A 22,766-nucleotide genomic window follows, 5' to 3' on the forward strand; every position below is an offset into this window, starting at 1 on the left:
GCTGGATTTTTATGGGAAATTTATTCAATAATATTTTTTATAGAGAGGTGGATATGCAATTTTCTTATTCACTATAACTGTGTATCTATATGCATTTAGGTTGGATTGTGTGTTTTTTTAACAAAACTTTTTTACGTAAAGTGCTTGTAGGTCACATTTTATATTTTGGGGTAATGACGTTTTTTTTGGTGAATTTAGGGTGTTTTTATTATTCAAAATGAGTCGGCGATAATATTGTAATATTTCTTTTTTTATAGTTATTCAAAAATACTCATTAATTATGTTTCAACCATTTAATTAGCCATAAATGTTATGGATGAATAGTCGTGATATATATAAATCTATCAAAATGAATTAATAAACACGTATAAATAATAGGTGTTTACTTCTACTTCTACTTCTACTGTTGATGTTGATGTTGATGTTGATGTTGATGCGACCATGGTTGACGGTGCGTCTCCGTATGTATTCTTGACTTGAAGACTTGAAGACTTGAAGACTTGAAGACTTGGGACTTGAATATGAGGCCTATGAGCTGAATAGGCAGGGCAGTTTAATGGCTCACGCAGATCTAGCGGCTCGTATGGCCATACTTGTAGCGGTAGATTGATGGCCAGGCATCATTGACGAGAAGAAGAGAGAAAAGGGTCAGCATGACGACTCATGGAGCAGCATGCAGTAGAAGATACAACGCTCGTGAGTAAGAGGTGGTATGTGATGGACGATAAGAAAGGACGTCAGGAAAGACAAATACAGAGCGAAAAAAAACCGCCCGTAGGCGGTTTTTAACAGTCAATGCTGTGATTACATGATAGCGCCGATACTTAGCGTAACCATGATTACAACCAATAGGATTGCAAGTAGTGGAGCGACCCACTTAACCCAGCGAACGTATGGTACACGAGCGATAGCAAGACCACCCATAACCACTGCAGACGTTGGTGTCATTAAGTTCACTAGACCAGATGCAGATTGGTAAGCCGTTACAACGAGTTCACGTCCTACGCCAGCAAAGTCAGCTAGTGGAGCCATGATTGGCATTGTTAGTACCGCTAGACCTGAAGATGAAGGAACTAGGAATGATAGTAGAATTTCTAGTAAGAACATCACGTTGATGAACACGATAGATGACAAGCCAGTTACTGCGTTTTCTGCAGCGAACAGGATAGTATCAGTGATCATACCGCGGTCCATTACTACCACGATACCACGTGCGATACCGATGATTAGCGCAACACCTAATAGGTCACGAGCACCATCAATGAAGCTAGTGGTGAACTCTTCTTCACTCATGCGAGCGATAAGGCCGATAAGGATAGTTGAACCTAGGAACATTGCAGAGATTTCTGCCATCCACCAACCAGCAACCGATACACCGTAAATCATTACACCGAATGAAGCAGCGAAGATAGTTAGAATGATTTTACGAGTAGTTGTGAAATCAAGAAGCTCACCCGTTTGGTTTCCAAGGAAGTGCGCTTTGTTCTCTTCGTATTTATCGTAAACGATTGATTTAGTTTGGTCAGCACGTACCATTTTTGCATAGCGCATAACGTAACCAACACAGATAACCCAACCGATAACAAGCATAAGAACACGTAGCACGATACCGTCAGTGAACGGGATGCCTGCTGCGTTTGCTGCGATAACAGTAGCGAATGGGTTAATTGTTGAACCTAGAGTACCGATACCAGCACCTAGTAGAACCGTTGCTGCTGCGACTAATGGGTCAAAGCGAGCGGCCATCATTACTGGAACAAGTAGCGTGTAGAATGGTAGAGATTCTTCCGCCATACCATAAACCGTACCACCAGCAGCAAAGAGCGCCATGAGTATCGGAATCATTAACTCTTCTCGCCCCTCAAGACGAGCGGTTACACGTTCGATACCTGCATCGATTGCACCTGTTTTCGTTACTAGGCCAAGGAAGCCACCGATAACTAGAATGAAAAGTGATACATCAATCGCAGCCGCTTCATAGCTGTTGTGATCGTAGAAACCATCGATTGGAGCCATTAGTACATCAACAACGCCTTGTGGGTTACCATCAGTCGCTTTGTAGGTACCAGTGATTGGCACTTCACGGCCTAGTTCTTCGTTCATCGCGCGGTCGTATTGACCTGCTGGAACGATCCAAGTTAGAAGTGCAACAGTTGCAATCAGTAGGAATAAAATAGTGTAAGCAGAAGGGAATTTAAAGTTAGCAAAAAAGCCGCCTTTTTCTTCCTTTTGAACAGTTTCGGTAGTCATAGCAATCTCCTTTCACGTCATTGCTCTAAAGGCAGTTCAGTGTGAATTCGCGAGTCAAAAATAAATAGCTGATCCAAAAATGGGTAAATAAAGAATTTTAATCAAAATGCGAAATGATTAGTTAATTAAATAATGCATTAAACCAATAATTTATATTTGTGATTATTAAATTAAATCCGATATTAAATTTAAAGTTTCATTTATCTGGCGGCTATTTTAAATCCCATTGTGAAATCTATCCTAGGCGTTGTTCACACTTTTATTGTGCTAACTTTATGCTCAATAGCCGTTCTTGGGATTATCAGGGTATTAGTGTGCTTAAAGTGGTTATCTATGCTGCTGGTTGAGGCGTGTTCTTTTATTTTCGGGTCTCTAGGAGGTCGTGTGCATAAATGTTTGGAATTTTATGCAAAAGAAAATTCAGCTATGTTTTTGCTGTTATTTCGATAATGTTTGATGCATATCAAATATGAAGCGTGATCTAGATTTGTTTTGTGCTTTGAGTAACTAAAAATATAAGAATTTACACTAAGTTACGCAGATTATTGCTGAATAAAACTGGATGATAATTAAGCGCATGATTCAGTGAAGAAAAGCGATGGGTGACTGGTGAGAAATAAAAAGAGGAGCGATAATCGCTCCTCTTTATTCAATGCAAAATTGACTCGATTAGATCATGATGTTCGATAGGATCAGACCAAATACAATGCTAAATACCATGCTGAGTAAGCCAGGGATCATAAAGCTGTGGTTGAAGATGTACTTACCAATATTGGTGGTACCGGTTCGGTCAAAATCAATCGATGCGATGATAGGGCCGTAGTTTGGAATGAAGAAGTAGCCGTTAACCGCAACGAAGGTTGCAATGATGATCGTTGGTGGAAGACCTAAAGCGATCGCCACTGGAACAAGAACCGCAGTTGTTGCGCCTTGGCTGTTTACCATTACCGATAGAGCAAATAGCGCGAATGCAAATGTCCATGGTGCCACTTCAACTAAACCAGATACCGCCTCTTTTACCATTGCAGCATGGCCGCCAATGAAAGTATCGCCTAACCAAGCAATACCGAAGATAGCCACAATCGCACGCATACCAGCATGGAACACAGAGCCTTGGCTAATCGCATTGCCGTCTGGTTTACAGATCAAGATGATAAGAGCAGCAACCGTTAGCATTACGATTTCAATGGTGTGCGCCATACCCATAGGAGAGCCATCAAATTGAGGGCGCAGTGATGGGAAAGCACCCATGATAACCACTGTTAGCGCACCAAATAGGAACATGCCTACTGATTTTTTCGCTTGTGGTGTGATGATGATATCTTCAACCGCTTCCTCTTGTTCCATCTCTTTACGGAACTCAGGATCTTGCATACGGCGTTGGAATTCAGGATCGTCTTTTAGCTCTTTACCAAGTTTGTTAACAATGACACAAGCACAAGCAAGGCCAAGGAAAGTACTTGGGATCGTCACAGAAAGCACGTTACCTAGTGTGATGCCTTGTGGTTCTAGGAAGGCAACCAAAGCGACAACAGCAGCTGCAATTGGGCTTGCAACAATCGCAAATTGTGATGCGATAACGGCCATACCCAGTGGGCGTGCAGGGCGAATACCACTACGACGGCTCACTTCTGCAATAACAGGTAGAACAGAGTAAGCAACGTGGCCAGTACCTGCCATCATTGTGAAAAAGTAAGTCACTAAAGGTGCGATGAAAGTGATGTGACGAGGGTTTTTACGCAGAATGCCAGATGCAATCTTGATCATGTAATCCAAACCACCAGACGCTTGCATTGCTGCTGCCGCTGCAACCACCGCCATGATCATTAACATTACGTTAATTGGTGGGCTTGTTGGTTGGATGCCGAAAATAAAACTTAATACCGCAAGACCGACACCGCCCATAACGCCGAGGCCGATCCCCCCGATACGAGCACCGATCAGGATACATCCCAATACGACGATTAGCTCAAGTAAAAACATGAGTGACTCCTAAATATATAGTTATTGATAATTTGGTCAGAAACAAAAAAAGGCTCTGTCTCCAGAGCCTTTATTCTTTAATCTATTATTCGTAGCGTTTGCCTTTGTACTGCGGACGCATAAGGTTCTCGACAGAGAAGATGTCATCTAACTCTTCTTCAGTCAGTAAGCCACGCTCTAGAACAACATCACGAACGCTCTTACCTGTTTCAGCACAAATCTTACCAACAATGTCACCTTCATGGTGGCCAATGTATGGGTTTAGGTAAGTCACGATACCGATAGAGTTGAACACGTGCGCTTCACAAATTTCTTTGTTTACCGTAATGCCGTCTACACACTTGTCACGTAGGTTCACACAAGCGTTAGTTAGAATGTCTAAAGATTCAAACATACTTTGCGCGATAACTGGCTCCATTACGTTCAATTGAAGTTGACCGCCTTCAGCAGCAAAAGAAACCGTGTTGTCATTACCTAGAACTTTAAAGCAAACTTGGTTTACTACTTCAGGTACTACAGGGTTAACTTTTGCAGGCATGATAGAAGAGCCAGCTTGAAGTTCAGGAAGGTTCAGCTCATTCAGACCAGCGCGAGGGCCAGAAGAAAGAAGACGTAAGTCGTTACAGATTTTAGACAGTTTAACGGCTAGACGTTTTAGTGCACCGTGGATCATCACGTAAGCACCACAGTCAGACGTTGCTTCGATCAAGTCTTCTGCTGGTACGCACTCAAGACCAGTAACTGCTGCTAAGTGTTTTACTGCTAACTCTTGGTAACCAGGAGCGGCGTTAAGACCAGTACCAATCGCTGTCGCACCTAAGTTCACTTCTAGAATCAGTTTAGATGTGTAATCTAGGTTTTTAATTTCTTCATTTAACGTTACAGCCCAAGCATGGAACTCTTGGCCAACTGTCATTGGAACGGCGTCTTGCAGCTGTGTACGACCCATTTTTAAAATGGTATCAAATTCTTGGCTCTTAAGTTCGAAAGCACCTTTTAGGTAGCCAATCGCTTCAGTTAGCTTAGTTACGCTGTTGTATACCGCAATACGGAAGCCTGTTGGGTAAGCACAGTTAGTCGATTGGCTCTTGTTCACATGATCGTTAGGGTTAACGAAATCGTATTCGCCTTTTTCTTTACCCATAAGCTCTAGAGCAACGTTAGCGATAACTTCGTTGGTATTCATGTTTACAGAAGTACCAGCACCACCTTGGAAAACATCCGATGGGAATTGATCCATACATTTGCCTGTTTCAAGAATCAGGTCACAAGCTTGGATGATGAATTTTGCTACGTCACTTGGGATAACACCTAACTCTTTGTTTGCTAATGTAGCGGCTTTCTTTGTCATGACCATGCCACGAACAAATTCAGGTACATCTGAAATAGTCACATTAGAGATATTGAAGTTTTCCACTGCACGTAGAGTATGGATGCCGTAGTAAGCATCAGCAGGAACATGACGTTGACCAAGAAGGTCTTCTTCTAGACGAGTTGCTTGATTTGCAGTGCAATTTTTTTCAGATAGGGTAGCCATAACAGGATCCTTAGAGATTTATTCTGACAATATAGTAGTTTATTAGCCAATTCTGTGCGTAAAGAATCCATTCGCTAGAGTTTTTGGCTGTAAAATCCGTCCTGACTTATGTGGCACATAATACTGTACTGTGCGCATAAAAATAGTAACTAGATCACCTTTTCTGCTTTTGTTTTGTCATTCTTTTGCAAAGTTCGTTGACTTCGTTTTGATAAGCTTTTTTACAGGATAAATTTGAGCTTGTAAGGGGTTTCGGCATACACTGAAGAAAACCAAAGGAGGACTTGTGTTTCCGATTTTACTTTTACTATTTATATTTGTGCCAATCATTGAAATTGGCTTATTTATCCAAGTGGGTGGCTTCCTTGGTTTATGGCCAACTATCGCCTTGGTTTTGATCACTGCATTTGCGGGCGCTTCTCTGGTTCGTAGCCAAGGTATTCAAACCCTGATGTCGGTTCAAGGCCGTTTGCAGCAAGGTGAAATGCCAGCTCAACAGATTCTTGAAGGTGTCATGCTTGCCGTAGCAGGTGTGTTGCTCTTAACGCCAGGCTTTATGACGGATGCATTTGGTATGTTGGTATTACTGCCTGCGCCACGAGCTATGATTGCAAAACAGTTAATGAGCAAAATGGTGGTGAATAACATGTCGGGTGGATTTAACGCCGGTTCATTTGGCTCAGGCCCGATGGGAGGAAATGCAAATCAAAGTGGGCATAACCCATTTGAGCAAGACCCTTTTCATCGCGACCCGTTCAATTCACAACAAAGAGATGATGGTAATACCTTCGAAGGTGAGTTTGAAAAAAGAGAAGATGATGAAGGCAAACGCTTGAAATAGTCATCTCTACTAAGATTACCGATAATAAAAAAGGATTGATGCGTGATGCTCAATCCTTTTTTGCTTTTTGCTCTCAGCGACTTGTCTGATCATTCACGAAAAATGGATGACGTCTTTGACGCGATCTGCATGAGAATGAATTAGGTTCGATTAAACCGCGCCGTTAAAGCCCATTTGTCGCCAAGCTTCAAACGCAATAATAGCCACGGCGTTAGACAGGTTTAAACTGCGGCTATCTGGCATCATTGGAATACGAATTCGCTGTTCCATTGGTAAGCTTTCAATATATTCAGCAGGTAGGCCGCGAGTCTCTGGCCCAAACATCAACACATCTCCCGCTTGGAAAGAGGCATCCACGTGATGACCCGTTGTCTTCGTTGTACAGGCAAAGATTCGGAAATCACCTTCACGCTCATTCTGTAAATACTCTAGAAAGGCTTCTAAGCTTTTATGACGCTTCACTCGTGCGAGATCATGATAATCCAACCCTGCACGGCGAACTTTCTTCTCTTCTAAATCAAATCCTAGCGGCTCGATTAAATGCAAGTTTGCTCCGCAGTTGGCACAAAGACGAATTATATTGCCAGTATTTGGCGCGATTTCAGGTTCGTAAAGAGCGATATCAAACATATGAGTCCACTATATAAATAAGATAGGCAAGGAGTATAAGACGGCTATAGTCGGAAATACAGCCGATTTATTCTTGCAGTGGAAGTTCAATTTGGACTTTTAAACCACCGAGAGCGCTTTTGCTCGCTTGAATCGTTCCACTATGTTGCCTGATCGCGTTCTCAGTAATCGCTAAACCTAATCCGGTTCCTCCTGAATGACGATCTCTGGCGGTTGACACGCGGTAGAACGGTCGGAAAATCTCTTTGAGTTCACCTTCGGGCACACCGTTTCCATCATCTTCAACACATATGGTCAAACACTCTTTATCGACACTCATCGCCACATTAACCGTGGTTTTCCCATAGCAAATGGCATTACGGATAATGTTCTCTACTGCACTCATCAATAGCTTAGGGCTACCTGAGATGTGTCTTTCAGGAATGGCGCTGTAAGTTAACGTTTTATCCATCTGTTCAGCTTCAAATTGAGCATCGACAAGGATCGCTTCCCATAAGCTTGAAAGTGGCTGGATCTCCCTAGCAAGGTGGCTGTCGACTTGCATTCGAGATAGTGCTAATAGCTCACCGATCATCTGCTCAAGTCGCTGCGCTTCCGTATCGATTCGTTCTAGTTCTGAGCTTTCCCCCTGTTTACGTGTCGCCAATGCGTTAGCCATTCTCAAACGCGTAAGTGGGGAACGCAATTCGTGGGAGATATCAGACAGCAGTCGTTGCTGCCCAGACATCATTTGATTCACCGCCAGTACCATCTGGTTGAAGCTTGCGCCCGCTTGCCTAAATTCTGACGTCCCTTTTTCTAATTCAGGATCAGCCACAAATTCACCTTTGGCGACTCGCTGGGCGGCTTTTTCTAATTTACGAGCAGGCTGGCTTAATGCCCATGCTAACCATAATAAGAGTGGGGTACTGACGATCATGACGGCAAACAGCAATTGGAAGGGCTTATCAAACAGTCGCAATAGAAACGGCGGAGGCCGATCCCACTTGACCCCGACAAACATCTGCAGTTCTTGATTCGCTAAAGTAATAGGAATTGGGCCTGCCAGCATATATCGGCCATACAGTTTCTGTTTCGGTTGGCTATTGTCATCAATACTGGAGATAAAGTTCTGCACTGCCTTGAATTTAAAATCCTTATGCTTTCTGATCGTGAGAATGTTGCCTTCTAAATCGGTAATGAAAAAGCGTGCTTTACCGCTGCGATGATCGCTCTTCTCTAAGCTGTATATAATAGAGGTGAGATTATCGTTATTTTGAAAGCGAGCCTCGGTATTCTTTTGGATGGAGAATAAGCGACTTAAATGATCAGGGGGAACATCGCGAGCCACACGAGGATCTAAATGGGGCAGGGTTAACACGGCCAGAAGAACGAGTAACATCGTGAGCCAGAAAATGGCAAAGATACGCCCGTATAAGCTGGTGATTTTAGGTACGCGCATTACCCTTCCTCCACCAACAAGTAGCCGCGTCCACGCAATGTTTTGATTCGAGGTTTTCCATCCGCTCGCTCTGGGAGTTTCTTGCGCAAATTAGAGACATGCATATCAATAGCGCGATCAAAAGCGGCCAGACGTTTGCCTAGCACATCTAAGCTTAAGGCCTCTTTGGTTAACGTCGTTCCCGGGTTTTGAATGAAGTGAGCCAATAATGAGAATTCGGTGGTGGTTAAATCGATCAATTCACCTTTACAGTAAGCTTCCTGTTTTCCTGGGTAAACGTGGATATCTTGATATTCAATACCATCACTGTTTTTGGTATTTGGTGCTGTTTGTGTGCGGCGTAAAATAGCTTTAATACGCGCCAGTAATTCGCGGTCACTAAATGGTTTTGGTAGGTAATCATCCGCCCCAAGCTCTAAGCCTATCACGCGGTCGATCTCTTCCCCTTTAGCGGTTAGCATGAGTACAGGAGTTTCCCACTGAGTGCGCAGGCGCTTAAGAGTCTCCATTCCATTAAGCTTTGGCATCATCACATCAAGAAGAATTAAATCGATGTCATCTGTGATAGCGTCAAGCCCTGCTTCACCATCGTTTGCTTCTGAGACCGTAAAACCTTCAAAGCTCAAAATGTCTTTTAGTAGACTGGTGAGTTCAGTATCGTCGTCGATGAGAAGAATATGTGCCATTGCTTTGCCTTTATCCAGGTGATTACCTATTTATATTACTGTTAAACCTTAGCCGATTAACAGTCTTTACGATTCTTTACGCTCTCTATACGCCACTTTACATCGAAGGTTCTATTCTATACTCAACCGCTGTGAAGACAGCACGCCAACGAATCATTGATGAAGGTATCTATTATGAAAAATGCAAAGAAAATAATTTTAGCCGCTGTAGTTCTTCCACTTACTCTTGGTACCGCAAGTGCATTCGCATTCGGTGGTGGTAAAGGTCACCATAAAGGTCCTGACGGTAAATGTGGTGGATTCGATAAAGGCATGATGCGCCAATTGGATTTAACGGATGAGCAGCGCGATCAACTAAAAGAGATGCGTGAAGCTGGGCGTAAAGAAATGAAAGGTAAGTACGCAGAGAAACGTGCTGAAATGCAAACGCATCATGCGAAGGTTCAAGCTCTTGTGCTGGCGGATAACTTTGATGAAGCGGCGGCTAACGATCTTGCGAAAGAGATGGTTGAGCAACAATCTGAGCGTCGTGTACAAATGATGAAGAAAAAGCATGAGATGTTCAGCGTATTAACGGCTGAGCAAAAAGCAAAAGTGCAGGAGCTTCAGCAAGAGAGAATGCAAGAGTGTTCAGCTAAAATGGAAAAGCGCATGAAAAATAATTAATACGGTATTTCGTATTAATAGCGTCATACATTCATGATAAAAAAGCGGCTTAGCGTCGCTTTTTTTGTGTCTGCTGTTTGGAGCTCGCTAATGGGGCCACTCTAACGCTCTGATTTTCTGTCAGTGATGCTGTTATTGCCATACAACGCTACTGCTATACAACTTTACAGCTACACAACTTAGTTTTTTCAGCGTTCGCTTTTTTGGATATATATTCAAGCATCGATTTGCAGGTTATACTTTGTTCACTTCACACTCATTATTGGCATTATGAAACAAGAATACGCACGTTTGGTTACTATGGCCGCTTGGGCTGCAACGACAATTGCTTCGCTATTATTGATTGTAAAAATGGTGGCGTGGTGGATGACAGGATCGGTAAGCTTATTGGCTTCAGTGATCGATTCGCTGCTTGATATTGCAGCCTCGGTCGTCAACTTAATTGTGGTTCGATACTCCCTTCAGCCAGCAGATAAAGAGCATACTTTTGGTCATGGTAAAGCCGAATCATTAGCGGCGCTGGCTCAAGCGATGTTTATTTCGGGTTCGGCTTGTTTCTTGATCCTCAACGGCGTAGAGCGTTTCTTTAGACCGCACGAACTGAATTCTCCAGAGTACGGTATTTATGTCAGTTTCTTTGCCATTATCATGACGTTTGGACTGGTTCGTTTTCAAAAACACGTGGTGCAGAAAACCGGTAGCCAAGCCATTGCTGCGGATTCTTTGCATTATCAAACTGACCTCTATATGAATGCGGCGATTATGATTGCGCTAGGATTAAGCTGGTTTGGTATTGGTCAGGCGGACTCAGTATTTGCTGTCGGTATTGGGCTTTATATTCTCTATAGTGCATTTCAAATGGCCAATGAAGCGGTGCAATCTCTACTGGATCGCCAATTACCAGAAGAGGAGATCGAACAGATAAAGCAGGCTTCTATTTCAATTGATGGGGTTTTAGGTGTACACCAAGTTCGCACACGTATGTCTGGCCCTGTTCGCTTTATTCAACTGCATTTAGAGCTTGGAGATGAGATCGTGCTTATTGAAGCGCATCGCATTTCTGATCTCGTTGAAGCAAAGCTAATACACCTTTTCCCAGAAGCTGATGTATTAATTCATCAAGACCCATATTCCGTGGTGTTTGGCAGTGAAAAAGAGCAGAAGACTCAAGATTGGTGATGATTTTTATATAAGAAAAGAAGACAAATTTGTAGCCATTGACTATCTTTTCTGCAATATAAAGAAAACAAAGTGATTCTGATATGAATCAACAAAGTAAATGAGTAAAACTGTAATACTCTTACATAAGTAGATAAATTACATAATTTAGTGCGATTTGAGTGGTATTCCTGTTTGGTAAATGTAACATAGCGCACAAAATAACAGATTTAGTGAGTGGCAAATTACATGCGGCTCACACTAAAATTAATAATAGATTCCCAATAATCGAGGGTGAGCATGATTAAGAAGATCGGTGTTTTAACAAGTGGCGGCGACGCACCAGGTATGAATGCTGCAGTTCGTGGCGTAGTTCGTACTGCACTATCCGTTGGCATTGAAGTTTACGGTATTTATGATGGCTATTTAGGTCTTGTTGAAGACCGCATTGAGAAACTTGACCGTTCAAGTGTTTCTGATGTGATTAACCGTGGTGGTACTTTCTTAGGTTCTGCTCGCTTCCCTGAATTCAAAAATGTAGAAGTACGTGAAAAAGGCATCGAAAACCTTAAAAAACACGGTATCGAAGCACTTGTGGTTATTGGTGGTGACGGCTCTTACATGGGAGCGAAGAAACTAACTGAAATGGGTTATCCTTGTATCGGTCTTCCTGGCACTATCGATAATGATATCGCTGGTACGGATTACACTATCGGCTACCTAACGGCGTTGAACACTGTTATCGATGCGATTGACCGTCTACGTGATACATCTTCATCTCACCAACGTATCTCTATTGTTGAAATCATGGGTCGCCACTGTGGTGATTTGACTCTGACTTCAGCGATTGCTGGTGGTTGTGAATACATCATCACACCAGAAAATGGTTTAGACAAAGAAGCGTTGATCAAAAGCATTCTTGCGGGAATCGAAAAAGGTAAGAAGCACGCTATTATTGCCCTTACTGAATTGATGATGGACGCAAACGAACTAGCAAAAGAGATTGAAGCGGCAACAGGTCGTGAAACTCGTGCAACGGTTCTTGGTCACATTCAACGTGGTGGTCGTCCAACGGCATTTGACCGTGTTCTTGCTTCTCGCATGGGTAACTTTGCGGTACATCTTCTTATGGAAGGTGAAGGCGGTCGTTGTGTTGGTATCCAAAAAGAAGAGTTGGTTCACCACGATATCATCGACGCTATTGAGAACATGAAGCGCCCAGTGCGTAATGACCTGTTCAAAGTTGCTGAAGAGTTGTTCTAAGGTTTAGTTCAATTTAATGCAATATAAGCCGCTGCACAGCCAGCGGTTTTTTTGTATCTGTTGATTGGAGTTCCTGCTGCTTGGTCTTTTGTTCTCTCTTTTTCTATTTGTTTTGCTAAATATCTCAAAGCATTACCTTGTGATTTCTCGTCTTTCAGAACTTAACGTATACTCGTTGGCTACTCTTTTGTTGTATTTGGATATACCAAACGGATGATGCTTTCTCAATCAAATGGCTGCATGCCTTCTCTATCTTTGATGAACCGTATTTATGCAGCACTATTGCCACTGCTTCTCGTACTTGCAACGACGTTGAGTTCGCTTGCGTTTGCCGCCGACTCGAATCAATTAAGCGGTGTGAAAAGTGAAATATCTCGTCAGAAAAAAACACTCACCTCTCAGCAAAATCAATTAGATAAACTGCAAAAATCGCTAAAGAACCAAGAGCTGAGTATTGTTAATTTAGAGAAAGAGATTAAGCAGACTCGCAAGCACCTGGCAACGTCTGATGCGAACATCAAGAATTTGAAGAAGAAGATTCAAACTCTAGAAACTCAGAAGAAACAACAAACCGCTAAATTGGAGCAGTTAATTCAAGCTTATTATGTCACTGAAAGAGCAAAAGCATCGACGAGCATTCTGAATAATGGAGTGGAAGAGGATAGGATCAGCCAATACTTCCAACATCTTGCTCGTGCTCGTTCTGAAACCATCACCGCGCTAAATCACACCAGTGAGCAACTGATTAAAAGTCAACATCAGCTCAGTTTAGAAAAAGATCAGATAGCGGCACTGCTTAAGCAGCAAACGAAAAAACGCGATCAACTCACGAAAACGCAGTCCAAGCGTAAAAGTACCGTTGGAAGTATCAAAAGAAGTATTTCGGGAGATAAGAACTACTTAGCGGAGTTGCAGCGTAATGAGACGCGCTTGAAAGCTGAAATCGCCGCAGCAGCCAAACGAAACTCAATCCCGATGGACGGGCTGGCAAAGAAAAAAGGGCGCTTACCTTGGCCATTGAAAGGTAGAGTTCTACACAATTTTGGGACGAAGCAGACAGGGCAAATTAACTGGAAAGGGATTGTGATCAGTGCCAAATCGGGTCAGGCGGTTAAGTCGGTCTATTCTGGTACTGTCGTTTTTGCTGAGTATTTACGTGGGTACGGACTGGTGGTGCTGCTGGATCATGGCAAAGGTGATATGACGCTCTATGGTTACAATAAAGCGTTACTAAAAAAAGAGGGAGATAAAGTCGCAGCTGGAGAAACGATCGCCCTTGCAGGAGATACTGGTGGACAATCTCGATCTTCGCTTTACTTTGAAATTCGTCGTAATAGCCAAGCACAAAACCCTAAACGTTGGTTGGTGAAATAGAACCCTTTACATCGTAACCGCTAATTGATCTTCGATATTAGCGGTTCATTTCACTATTTATTGCGCGGTATCTATTGATAACAAGCGGTGACCGCTTCAATAAAACGTGTGACATCTTTCGTGGGTAAAGCGTTTATGCCTGCCGCCGCTTCTCTTCCTCCCCCCGTTGGGAATTGACTACAAATCTCGCCAGCCTTCCGCTTATTATTTAACGGTGCTCGTAATGAGACTTTAAAACTGCCATCACTGTTTTCTGTTAGTACCGCATGAGCGGAGTTCGGGCTTTCATTGGCGAGTTGGTTTCCAAATACGCCACTGATGCGTCTAGAGGTTGCCGTGTTTGGCAGTGAAAATACAGATAAAATAGAAGACTGGTAGAAGGGGGCTAAACTACAAATCGTTTTTATATCGTCTTGATACGCTTGTTGTAAAACATAGAAAGGGGAGTGGTGATCGTCTATGACTGCAAATGGTGATGAATACTGGAGCAGAGCTTGATATAAATCGGCAGGATGAAAGTGTAGATCTTCTAACTGCTCACCATAACCGTTGTAGTTAATTAAAGTGCCAAGCTCTTTCAATTGTGATTTTTGTAATGCATCAAACCCAGCGGTATCGGCTAATGCGTCGGCAATAGAAAGTAAGTTATCCCCATACGCCGCCGTAATGGCCCATGCATGGTATTTTCCATTTAACAGCTTATCGACAATCAAACCTGTGCATGTGTTCGGAGCCAGATCGATGTGTGCATCTAGGTTGTCTGCTTGAGGAATCTCCCCAGATTGGTGGTGATCAGCATAAAAAACATCAGCGCCTGAATCGATTAATTGATGCAGTGCTTTGCTGTTTTTTACCATCGAAATATCTAAGACCGTCACGCTATCTTCGCCACTGGTCGTGGGTAACTGAGCGAGTAAATTAATGTCGCGCTTTACACCTGTGATCAAGGTTGCGGTTTGAGGGGTAGCGAGGCGTAACTGTAGCAGAGCAATAATACCGTCGGCATCACCATTGAAGATATCGTAGTTCATGAAGGTCCATTTCTGATTGAGTTTATCAGCCTCTATCTTATGCAAGATAGGCCGTAAGTGGAAAATACGGATGTGTTATAAGGTAGAAGGCGTCAGGTCAGAAGCGGTGAGAAAAGTGATTGTTACTCACAACCACTCATTATTTAAAGGGTCAATTAAGCATTCATGACTTTTACGCCATCTTCTAATAGCTGTAATTGCTCAAACCCTTTCGCGGTGGCTTTAGGCTTCATTACGGTAATCATTTGTAGCATGCCTTGATGTACAACGGATTCTGTAATTTGAATTTTTGGCGACATCGCAGATTGATAACCAAGCCAACTTGAGGCAATTAAATGCAGCGTTGTCACTAATGGTTTTATCTCTTCTTCACTGACGGAAAGCAGTTCGATTTCAACAAATGCTCTTGTGATACTGACAAGGTTCGCTTGTAACTTGTCCTGCACTTCGATGTACTCTTCATGCAGTTTTTCATCACGAGAGAGAATTTCAGGCAGGTTTGCGTAGAAGAAGCGGTATTTCCACATTAAGGTGAAAATTGAATCGAGGTAGCTACGCAGCAATACTAGCGTCTCTTTTTGGCCTTCGATTGGGGTAAAACGCTCCAATAACTCAGCGGAGTAGAGAGCAAAAATTTCACGCACTATCTCTTGTTTGTTATTAAAGTGGTAGTAAAGGTTCCCAGGGCTGATCTCGATGTGCGCCGCAATGTGGTTGGTCGTGATATTACGTTCACCATTTTCATTAAAAAGATCTAGTGCTGCGAACACAATTTTATCGCGTGTCTTCATTTTCGTTAAATGCCCCTATCCATGTATATCGCAAGTATACCCACAGAACTCACTAAGAGCGAATCTCAGCCTGTGTTTTATCACTCATCGTACTTGCTGAGGATGTAAACACCGAACGACGCACTGGCGGAAAAATGGCGCAAAAAAAGCGCCCGTAGAAATACGGACGCTCTGTTTTGCGATTAAAAAGCCTTAAAAGAGTAAGTCTCTTTAATTATTTTAGTTTGAACGATTATTTAGTTAGAACTTCACCAGACATTTCAGCCGGGATTTCTAAACCAGATAGTGCAAGCATCGTTGGAGCTAGGTCAGAAAGCTTACCGCCTTCTTTAAATTCTAGATCTTTGTTACCTACGTAGATAAGCGGTACTGGCAAGTTAGTGTGCGCAGTGTGAACGCCACCTGTCTCCGGGTTAACCATCATTTCCGCGTTACCGTGGTCAGCCGTGATCAGCATTTGACCATCTACTTCTTTGATTGCAGCAACTACTTTACCGATGCACTCATCCAAAGCTTCCATCGCTTGAACTGCTGCATCGTATACGCCAGTGTGGCCAACCATGTCACAGTTAGGGAAGTTACAAACGATAGCGTCGTATTTGCCGCCCTTAATTGCTGCAACCAATTTTTCTGTTAGCTCAGGAGCACTCATCTCAGGTTGTAGGTCGTAAGTCGCGACTTTTGGAGAAGCTACAAGTTGACGCTCTTCGCCTTCAAATTCGTCTTCTTTACCGCCGTTGAAGAAGAAAGTTACGTGTGCGTATTTTTCAGTTTCAGAAATACGTAGCTGAGTTTTGCCTTCTTTAGACAACCACTCACCGTAAGTGTTTTCTAGTGATGCTGGTGGGAATGCGCAAAGTAGAGGGATGTTTGCAGCGTATTGAGTCAGCATAACAAAGTCGATTGCTGGGAATACGTTACGAGCGAAACCATCGAAATCAGGAACGAATGCACGAGTAATTTCACGCGCACGGTCAGCACGGTAGTTCATGAAGATAACCGCATCGCCTTCAACGATTGCTGCTGATGCTTCGCCTTCTGCTTTGATTTCAGTTGCTTGTACGAACTCATCGTTCTCTTCACGAGCGTATGCGGCTTCAAGGCCTGCAACCGCTGAATCAAAAGTGAATTCTGCTTTTGCTTCAGTAAGTAGCTCGTAAGATTTTTGTACGCGATCCCAGTTGTTATCACGATCCATTGCGTAGTAACGGCCAATTAGAGAAGCCACACGGCCTTTACCTAATTTAGCGAATAGATCTTGGAAGCGTTGCAGTGAGTTTTCTGCGCTGCGCGGTGGAGTATCACGTCCGTCTAGGAAGCAGTGTAGGTAAATTTTCTCTGCGCCACGCTCTGCTGCTGCTTCTACTGCTGCATAGATGTGATCTTCATGAGAGTGAACGCCACCAGGAGACATAAGACCCATGATGTGAACCGCTTTGTCTGCTTTAACGGCTTTGTCGATAGCGTTAACTAGCGTTTCGTTTTGTTGGAACTCGCCATCTGAGATAGATTTAGTGATACGAGTAAGATCTTGATAAACAACGCGACCAGCACCGATGTTAGTGTGACCAACTTCAGAGTTACCCATTTGACCATCAGGTAGACCTACATCTAAGCCAGAAGCTGAGATGAGAGTGTTAGGCTGGCTTGCCATTAGACCGTCAAGTACAGGTGTTTTTGCATTTGCGATTGCGTTGTCTTGGTTGTCTTCACGGTAACCGTAACCGTCAAGGATCACTAGAGCCATTGGCTTCTTAGCTGACATAGGACTGACCTCGTTCAATTCAAAGTAATTTTAAGAAATAAATTAGCGTAATTTTACTACAGTTTATAGTGGAAACTGTAGGCTAAGATCAAATAATGTTCGCAGTTTATCGTTGCTCGCTTTCATATATTGTCATTTTTTCTTTTGAACTCAGAGATTAGTACCACAATTCAACTGGATGGATGCAAGATAGATATCAAGAGGGGCTAAAAGAGTGGCTGTTCTTTTCGATGAGTTCTGCCGATACGAATAATCATTTACAACAGATCTCAATTATTGCTTAGAAATATTTTCCTCTCTCGCTTCGCGCTTATAACCTCGCTATACTCCCTGTCTAACTTTTTAGCCCGATATTGTAGAGTGCAGATATGCAAGAATACGTAGCATTTTTTCAAGAGAATATGATCCTAGCAATTGCGTGGATTGGTTTGGTTGTTGCAGTGATCATGAATATTGTGAAATCAACGACAGCAGCATACAAAGAGATCAACTCAGCGGAAACCACACAACTGATGAACCGTGAAAATGGTGTGGTTGTGGATATCCGTACTAAAGATGAGTTCAAGAAAGGGCATATTACGGACGCAGTTCACATTTTACCGTCTGATATCAAAGCGGGTAACTTTGGTAGCCTTGAAAACCATAAAGCTGACCCAATCATTGTTGTATGCAAGACAGGCCAAACGGCTGTCGAAAGTGCAAACCTTATGGCAAAAGCAGGTTTTGAAAATGTTAACTTGCTGCAAAATGGTTTAGCAGGTTGGAGCGAAGCAAACATGCCACTAATACGTGGTAAAAAATAGTTCGCTCTATTAATTGGTTTTATTTATGCAATGACTGGGCAAAATCTCGGCACTTATCCCTAAGAGTTGTGATGCTTTCCACGTAATGGAGGCTTAATCTAGTCATTGTAATGGAGCTCGGGTAGTCTCTTTTTATTCGCTTAAAGGCAGACACACCAACAGATTCTCTATTTTGAGTAAGTATTTTAAGGATTAAGAAAATGGCTGAAGCAGCACCTCAAGAAGCACAACAACAATTTGCAATCCAACGTATCTTCCTAAAAGACGTTTCATTTGAAGCGCCTAACTCACCAAACATGTTCCAAAAAGAGTGGAACCCAGATGTTAAGCTAGATCTTGACACTCAAAGCCGTGAGCTAGGTGAAGGCGTTTACGAAGTAATTCTACGTTTAACGGTAACGGTTAAGAATGAAGAAGAAACAGCATTCTTATGTGAAGTTCAACAAGGTGGTATCTTCACTGCTGGTGAAATGGAAGCTGGACAACTTGCACATTGCCTAGGCGCTTTCTGCCCGAACATCCTATTCCCATATGCTCGTGAAACAATCTCTAGCCTAGTGGTTAAAGGTACGTTCCCACAATTGAACCTTGCTCCAGTTAACTTCGATGCATTGTTCATGAACTACCTACAAAACCAAGCTCAACAAGCTGAAGCTCAACCTGAAGCATAATTGAGACCAGACATTAGAGAAGGTTAGAGCCGCGATGTAATGTTGCAATAATCTTCTCTTGAAAGCTTTTTAAATGCACAGAGCCACAATGATTTATTGAGATCATTAGAGCGATGTGCATTTTTTATTTATACTAGCCAATAAATAACGCTGAACGTAGCGACCAATAATCAGGTGAAACAATGACAGACTCTCAAGACTCTAATTCTCAAAAACCGAATTCTCAAAAGCAGAATGCTCAAAATTCGCTAGATCAGCAAAACGCAAAAGCATCTGGTCATGACGTTTATGGTAAAGAGATTGCGATGACCGTGATTGGTGCTGGTTCTTATGGAACATCTCTGGCGATCTCTTTGGCGCGTAATGGGGCAAATGTCGTCATTTGGGGACATGAAGAGAGCCACATGGCGCAACTTGAAGCAGATCGTGCCAACCATGAATTCTTACCAGGAATCGATTTCCCTGAAACACTGATTGTTGAATCGGATTTAGAAAAAGCGGTACAAGCCAGCCAAGATCTTTTGATTGTCGTGCCGAGCCATGTTTTTGGCATTGTACTTAACAGCTTGAAGCCTCACTTGCGCAGCGATACTCGTATCTGTTGGGCAACCAAAGGGCTTGAACCTGAAACGGGTCGCTTGCTTAAAGAAGTGGCGCATGATGCGGTCGGTGATGGCTACTCATTAGCGGTACTGTCTGGTCCAACGTTTGCGAAAGAGTTGGCAATGGGAATGCCAACGGCGATTTCAGTGGCCTCTCCAGATGAACAATTTGTCGCTGACCTCCAAGAGAAAATCCACTGTAGCAAAACCTTCCGTGTATACGCGAACAGCGACTTTACGGGAATGCAGTTAGGTGGAGCCGTGAAAAACGTAATCGCTATTGGTGCTGGTATGTCCGATGGTATTGGTTTTGGTGCTAATGCTCGTACAGCGCTGATCACGCGTGGTCTGGCTGAAATGTGTCGTTTAGGCGCTGCATTAGGAGCGCAACCTGAAACCTTTATGGGTATGGCTGGATTAGGCGACTTGGTGCTCACTTGTACCGATAACCAATCGCGTAACCGCCGCTTTGGGCTAGCGCTAGGTTCGGGTAAAGATGTCGATACCGCACAACAAGAAATTGGTCAGGTGGTGGAAGGCTATCGCAATACCAAAGAGGTGTGGATGTTGGCAAATCGCATGGGTGTTGAGATGCCAATTGTTGACCAAATTTATCAAGTATTGTATCAAGGTAAAGATGCACATCTTGCTGCTCAAGATCTGTTAGCGCGAGATAAGAAATCAGAAGCATAAAAACAGAAAAGAATAGCTAAAGGGAGCGAAAAGCTCCCTATGGTGAAATGAGTGAGCTAGAGCTTAAAACACGGACGACTGGAACCGATTCATGAAACATTGCGAAAAACAGAAAGTATGGAAATCAATCGTACGCGAAGCGCGTGAACAGTCGGAACAAGAGCCGATGCTAGCAAGCTTCTACCATGCAACGATTATTAATCACGATAGCCTTGCCTCTGCATTGAGCTATATTTTGGCGAATAAGCTAAAAACCGCATCTATGCCTGCAATGGCGGTTCGTGAAGTGGTTGAACAAGCTTTTGAGCAAGACCCGAAGATCATGGAATCCGCAGCTTGTGATATTTGTGCGACTGTTACGCGAGATCCTGCTGTTGCAATGTATTCAATGCCACTGTTGTACTTGAAGGGTTATCACGCGCTACAAGGCTATCGCGTTGCGAATTGGTTGTGGAAACAGGGGCGAATTGCTCTTGCGACCTACTTACAAAACCAAATATCAGTCGCATGCCAAGTTGATATTCACCCTGCTGCGCGTATTGGCCGCGGGATCATGCTCGATCATGCTACAGGTATTGTGATAGGCGAAACTGCAGTGGTTGAAAATGATGTGTCTATCCTGCAAGACGTGACGCTAGGTGGTACGGGTAAAGAGTGCGGTGATCGTCATCCTAAAATTCGCGAAGGCGTCATGATTGGTGCTGGGGCTAAAATTCTAGGTAACATCGAAGTGGGAGAAGGGGCGAAAATTGGCTCATGCTCGGTTGTACTTCAAGCGGTTCCTGCACATACAACGGTTGCGGGTGTTCCGGCTAAGATTGTGGGTAAACCTAAGAGCAGTAAGCCTTCGCTCGATATGGACCAGCAGTTTAACGGTAAATCACAAAGCTTTACGGGTGGGGATGGTATCTAGACGTTCTGTTTCGAGCCTCTTCTTGTTTGATGTTAGTGGTAGCGTTGTTTATCTTTTATTAAAGAGTCGCCACTAACATCAATACGGCTGCCTATGAATCTATATCAAAACCCGCTAGAGAAACTCTATATCGACATCCTATATTGACCTTATGCGTGATGAGTCTCGATACCATGCTCCTCTCTTCTTAGCTTTAATGCATAGAGATAACCGCAAACGCCACCAAGTACATTCCCCAGAGCGATACCTATAAATAAGCCTTCAATACCGTAGAGTAAACTCCCGACCCATGCGGTTGGTAGAGTGAATACAAACAGACGCATGAAGCTCCAACGAAATGCTTTCATCGGTTGATGCATCGCATTTAACCCGCTCACTAACATCATCAAAATCCCCTGAAAACCGTAGCTAAAAGGCACGACTAAAAGGTAGTGCCACAGTAAATCTCTCACGCTTTGCTCTTGAGAAAACAGAGCGGAAAGTGGAATGCTAAGCGGCACCATCATGACAAAAATGATCAGTTGGAAAACAATTGAAAAACGCATACTCAGGAAAAGAGCATTGAAACTACGTTGTGGTTTCTTGGCCCCTAGATTTTGAGCCATAAAAGGGGTGAGGGCGGAAGTGAGCGCCATTAATACGATAATTAAGATAGATTCAATTCGTTGTGCTGCGCCATAAGCCGCGACAGCAGCCGTACCATGACTCGCAAGCAGCATCATCAAGATAGCACCACAAAGAGGATTCATTGCACTCGATAGAGCCGCAGGCGTGCCGACTTTTAGGATTAACTTCCAATCATTGAACATAGTTGATAAGCGAGGGGGAGCCAGTAGTTTTTCACGCAGAATCAGAACATAGAATGATCCCCCTAACGCTCCAAACCAACTGAAAGCACTTGCAATCGCTGCACCTTGAATCCCAAGTTCAGGGAATGGGCCATAACCAAAAATAAGCAATGGGTCGAGAATTCCGTTGATAAGTCCAGCGAGCATCATGATTTTGGCAGGGGTTTTAGTATCTCCAGTGGCACGAATGGCGCTATTGCCCGCCATCGGGATCACTAGCAATGGGATGGTGAGATACCAAACCTGCATATATTGCTCAATCAAAGGGATCAGCTCTTGCTCTGCACCAAGCATTAAGAACAGAGGTTCAATGGTGAAAAAACCGAGCGTAGACGTTAGCGCGACAAGTAACACCGCAAGTAATAAACCGTGGCTAGTAAATCGAGCCGCAGAGTGTGCATCGCCCTGTCCAAGTAGACGACCAATGCTTGTCGATAACCCAATCCCAATACCCATGGTGATGCAGTTCACGCCAAACGTGACGGGAAAAGTAAAACTGATCGCCGCGAGCGCTTGAGTACCGAGTAACGAGATAAAGAAAGTATCCACTAAGTTAAACATCAAGATCGCCACCAAGCCGAAAATCATCGGGATGGTCATTTGGCGCAGCACATTGGTGATAGGGGCGGTCAGTAAGCCGTGCTTATCTTGCATGAATAACCTTTACTCTATGGAAATCCGCTCTGTAGCCAGTTAGCTCGTAGCTATTAGTTTTAAGACAATTAGCTCTATGGCTATTAGTTTTATGACAATTAGCTTTATGACAACTAGCGTTATGAAAAAATGAGCGTTATGAAAACGTGTCTCTGGGAAGTGAGTA

General features: G+C 43.3%; 19 protein-coding genes. 9 read left to right on the forward strand and 10 right to left on the reverse strand.

The window, feature by feature from the left end; translation table 11 throughout:
* Positions 1 to 804 precede the first annotated feature (804 nt).
* The 3 genes from L4C39_RS10800 to aspA form a co-directional block, all read right to left on the reverse strand.
* Positions 805 to 2,250: a YfcC family protein gene (locus L4C39_RS10800; RefSeq protein ID WP_429745842.1), complete on the reverse strand. Its 1,446-nt coding sequence runs from the start codon at positions 2,248 to 2,250 to the stop codon at positions 805 to 807.
* Positions 2,251 to 2,919: 669 nt separating this feature from the next.
* Positions 2,920 to 4,233 (reverse strand): anaerobic C4-dicarboxylate transporter family protein, encoded by a 1,314-nt coding sequence (locus tag L4C39_RS10805; RefSeq protein WP_429745844.1) that lies wholly within the window; start codon positions 4,231 to 4,233, stop codon positions 2,920 to 2,922.
* Between the two features lie 85 nt (positions 4,234 to 4,318).
* Positions 4,319 to 5,770, reverse strand: coding sequence for an aspartate ammonia-lyase (gene aspA, locus L4C39_RS10810; protein ID WP_017053361.1), 1,452 nt, complete (start codon positions 5,768 to 5,770; stop codon positions 4,319 to 4,321).
* A gap of 286 nt (positions 5,771 to 6,056) precedes the next feature.
* On the opposite strand from aspA, the gene L4C39_RS10815 reads away from it, so the two are divergent.
* Entirely contained in the window at positions 6,057 to 6,611 is a 555-nt protein-coding gene (locus tag L4C39_RS10815) for an FxsA family protein (RefSeq protein WP_017053362.1), read from the forward strand.
* A 150-nt stretch (positions 6,612 to 6,761) separates the two neighbouring features.
* Here the strand turns inward: L4C39_RS10815 and trmL are convergent, their stop codons facing one another.
* The 3 genes from trmL to L4C39_RS10830 form a co-directional block, all read right to left on the reverse strand.
* Positions 6,762 to 7,241 (reverse strand): tRNA (uridine(34)/cytosine(34)/5-carboxymethylaminomethyluridine(34)-2'-O)-methyltransferase TrmL, encoded by a 480-nt coding sequence (gene trmL / locus L4C39_RS10820; protein ID WP_261888612.1) that lies wholly within the window; start codon positions 7,239 to 7,241, stop codon positions 6,762 to 6,764.
* Positions 7,242 to 7,308: 67 nt separating this feature from the next.
* On the reverse strand, positions 7,309 to 8,682 hold the full coding sequence (gene cpxA, locus L4C39_RS10825; RefSeq protein WP_136995678.1) for an envelope stress sensor histidine kinase CpxA: 1,374 nt from the start codon (positions 8,680 to 8,682) through the stop codon (positions 7,309 to 7,311).
* Positions 8,682 to 9,368 carry a response regulator gene (locus L4C39_RS10830; RefSeq protein WP_113795425.1) on the reverse strand — a complete coding sequence of 229 codons (687 nt, stop codon included), beginning with the start codon at positions 9,366 to 9,368 and terminating at the stop codon, positions 8,682 to 8,684. The genes cpxA and L4C39_RS10830 overlap by 1 nt, the downstream gene beginning before the upstream one ends.
* 174 nt (positions 9,369 to 9,542) lie before the next feature.
* Between L4C39_RS10830 and L4C39_RS10835 the strand changes: the two genes are divergently transcribed.
* The 4 genes from L4C39_RS10835 (at position 9,543) to L4C39_RS10850 (ending at position 13,829) form a co-directional block, all read left to right on the forward strand.
* Entirely contained in the window at positions 9,543 to 10,034 is a 492-nt protein-coding gene (locus tag L4C39_RS10835; protein WP_429745848.1) for a CpxP family protein, read from the forward strand.
* A 270-nt stretch (positions 10,035 to 10,304) separates the two neighbouring features.
* Positions 10,305 to 11,213: a CDF family cation-efflux transporter FieF gene (fieF, locus tag L4C39_RS10840; RefSeq protein WP_261888610.1), complete on the forward strand. Its 909-nt coding sequence runs from the start codon at positions 10,305 to 10,307 to the stop codon at positions 11,211 to 11,213.
* A gap of 279 nt (positions 11,214 to 11,492) precedes the next feature.
* Entirely contained in the window at positions 11,493 to 12,455 is a 963-nt protein-coding gene (gene pfkA / locus L4C39_RS10845) for a 6-phosphofructokinase (protein ID WP_017053368.1), read from the forward strand.
* Between the two features lie 240 nt (positions 12,456 to 12,695).
* The gene (locus tag L4C39_RS10850) at positions 12,696 to 13,829 is read left to right on the forward strand and encodes a murein hydrolase activator EnvC family protein (protein ID WP_429745883.1); all 1,134 of its coding nucleotides are present in this window, start codon (positions 12,696 to 12,698) and stop codon (positions 13,827 to 13,829) included.
* Between the two features lie 71 nt (positions 13,830 to 13,900).
* On the opposite strand, the gene L4C39_RS10855 is transcribed toward L4C39_RS10850, so the two are convergent.
* From L4C39_RS10855 to gpmM, 3 genes are all read right to left on the reverse strand, one after another.
* Complete coding sequence (locus tag L4C39_RS10855) at positions 13,901 to 14,860, reverse strand: DHHA1 domain-containing protein (protein WP_429745851.1); 960 nt, start codon at positions 14,858 to 14,860, stop codon at positions 13,901 to 13,903.
* A 155-nt stretch (positions 14,861 to 15,015) separates the two neighbouring features.
* Positions 15,016 to 15,651, reverse strand: coding sequence for a TetR/AcrR family transcriptional regulator (locus tag L4C39_RS10860; protein WP_113795430.1), 636 nt, complete (start codon positions 15,649 to 15,651; stop codon positions 15,016 to 15,018).
* Between the two features lie 232 nt (positions 15,652 to 15,883).
* Positions 15,884 to 17,416, reverse strand: coding sequence for a 2,3-bisphosphoglycerate-independent phosphoglycerate mutase (gene gpmM, locus L4C39_RS10865; protein WP_371712104.1), 1,533 nt, complete (start codon positions 17,414 to 17,416; stop codon positions 15,884 to 15,886).
* Positions 17,417 to 17,784: 368 nt separating this feature from the next.
* Between gpmM and L4C39_RS10870 the strand changes: the two genes are divergently transcribed.
* The 4 genes from L4C39_RS10870 to cysE all read left to right on the forward strand — a co-directional run bounded on the left by L4C39_RS10870 (position 17,785) and on the right by cysE (position 21,098).
* Positions 17,785 to 18,219 (forward strand): rhodanese-like domain-containing protein, encoded by a 435-nt coding sequence (locus tag L4C39_RS10870; RefSeq protein WP_136995684.1) that lies wholly within the window; start codon positions 17,785 to 17,787, stop codon positions 18,217 to 18,219.
* A 200-nt stretch (positions 18,220 to 18,419) separates the two neighbouring features.
* Positions 18,420 to 18,890, forward strand: coding sequence for a protein-export chaperone SecB (gene secB, locus L4C39_RS10875; protein WP_017053374.1), 471 nt, complete (start codon positions 18,420 to 18,422; stop codon positions 18,888 to 18,890).
* Between the two features lie 305 nt (positions 18,891 to 19,195).
* Entirely contained in the window at positions 19,196 to 20,185 is a 990-nt protein-coding gene (gpsA, locus tag L4C39_RS10880; RefSeq protein WP_429745885.1) for an NAD(P)H-dependent glycerol-3-phosphate dehydrogenase, read from the forward strand.
* Between the two features lie 91 nt (positions 20,186 to 20,276).
* Positions 20,277 to 21,098: a serine O-acetyltransferase gene (gene cysE, locus L4C39_RS10885; RefSeq protein WP_017053376.1), complete on the forward strand. Its 822-nt coding sequence runs from the start codon at positions 20,277 to 20,279 to the stop codon at positions 21,096 to 21,098.
* Between the two features lie 149 nt (positions 21,099 to 21,247).
* Here the strand turns inward: cysE and L4C39_RS10890 are convergent, their stop codons facing one another.
* Complete coding sequence (locus tag L4C39_RS10890; protein ID WP_136995685.1) at positions 21,248 to 22,600, reverse strand: MATE family efflux transporter; 1,353 nt, start codon at positions 22,598 to 22,600, stop codon at positions 21,248 to 21,250.
* Positions 22,601 to 22,766 lie beyond the last annotated feature (166 nt).

The organism is Vibrio clamense (assembly GCF_050337905.1).
Taxonomy (GTDB): Bacteria; Pseudomonadota; Gammaproteobacteria; order Enterobacterales; family Vibrionaceae; genus Vibrio; species Vibrio cortegadensis.